Here is a 1,439-nt window from a genome sequence, read left to right as displayed (position 1 = left end):
AACACGAGGTTGATAGGTCAGAGGTGTAAGTGTGGTAACATATTTAGCTGACTGATACTAATAGGTCGAGGGCTTGACCAATAAAAATAGATTATCATTTATATGCAATTTTCAGAGAACAAGATTCTTTGAAAAAGGAAACTCGCTATATAGAGCCGAGGAATACAAGATTCTTAACCAAATCGAAGATTTGGAGAATCATAGCATCTGGTGATGATGGCGTAGAGGAAACACTCCTTCCCATTCCGAACAGGAAAGTTAAGCTCTACAGCGTCGATGGTACTGCACGGGGGACTGTGTGGGAGAGTAGAACGTTGCCAGGTAATGTGGCTCGATAGCTCAGTCGGTAGAGCAGAGGACTGAAAATCCTCGTGTCCCTGGTTCGATTCCTGGTCGAGCCACCAGGTAAAAGCACTAACATATGTTAGTGCTTTTTTTAACGCTTAGGAAAGCATAAAAAAATAAGATAAAATACATTTTTTATCAAAAAAAGAAAAAAAGTATGATATAATATTGAAAACTATATCATATTAGGTTGAAAAGGAGAAAAAGAATGGATAATAAAGTTTTAGTAACTATAGCAGGAAGAGAAATTACAGAAAAAGATTTAGAGGCAATAATTTCAAGATATCCTCAAGATAAAAGAGCATATTTTGATTCAGAAATGGGAAGAAATCAATTATTAGAACAATTAGTTTCTTTTGAATTAATGAATAAATTAGGAACTGAAATGGAATTGGATAAGACTGAAGAGTATAAATCAGCATTAGAACAAATGGAAAGAGATTTATTAACTCAAATGACAATCAATAAAGTATTATCAGATGTTACTGTAACAGATGCTGATGCAGAAACTTTCTACAATGAACATGAAGAAGAATTTAAAACACCAGAAATGGTTTCTGCAAAACACATATTAGTAGATTCAGAAGAAAAAGCAAAAGAAATAAAAGAAAAGATTTCAAATGGAGAAATATCATTTGAAGAAGCTGCTGGACAATTCTCAACTTGCCCATCAGGGCAACAAGGTGGAGATCTTGGAGAGTTTGGTAGAGGAATGATGGTTCCAGAATTTGAAGAAGCTGCATTTACTTTAGAATTAAACACTGTAAGCGAACCAGTTAAGACTCAATTTGGATATCACTTAGTAAAAACAGAATCTAAGAATGAAGCAACAGTAGCTAAATTTGAAGATGTTAAAGAACAAATAATTGGAAACTTAATGCAACAAGCTCAACAAAGCAAATACGCTCAATTAATGAAAGAATTAGAAGCTAAATACCAAGTTAAAAGAGCTTAGTTAATCATTGATAATTAAAGGGGGCTGTATCAAAATAATATTTGAAAAAAGGGAATTCGTATTTGAATTCCCTTTTTTGCATATAATATCGTTATGAAAAACTTCAAAAAGAATGTGATACCTATGCAACAAATAGGTT

Annotated in this window: 1 protein-coding gene, 1 tRNA gene and 2 rRNA genes; all 4 read left to right on the top strand. The window is 33.1% G+C overall.

From position 1 onward, the window contains the following. Nucleotides 1-81: ribosomal RNA gene (locus H8R92_RS13000) — 23S ribosomal RNA — on the top strand; the annotation flags it as partial. A 125-nt stretch (nt 82-206) separates the two neighbouring features. Further along, nucleotides 207-323: ribosomal RNA gene (gene rrf / locus H8R92_RS12995) — 5S ribosomal RNA — on the top strand. Between the two features lie 5 nt (nt 324-328). Continuing rightward, nucleotides 329-404: transfer RNA gene (locus H8R92_RS12990), tRNA-Phe, on the top strand. 149 nt (nt 405-553) lie between these two features. Next, nucleotides 554-1,300, top strand: a complete 747-nt coding sequence (locus H8R92_RS12985; protein ID WP_022212122.1) for a peptidylprolyl isomerase — start codon at nt 554-556, stop codon at nt 1,298-1,300. Nucleotides 1,301-1,439 lie beyond the last annotated feature (139 nt).

Origin of the sequence: Clostridium lentum (genome assembly GCF_014287815.1) — a bacterium.
Classification (GTDB): Bacteria; Bacillota; Clostridia; order Clostridiales; family Clostridiaceae; genus Clostridium; species Clostridium lentum.
The sequence above is the reverse complement of the archived record's forward strand: the minus strand, read 5'-3'. Positions and strand labels throughout refer to the sequence as shown.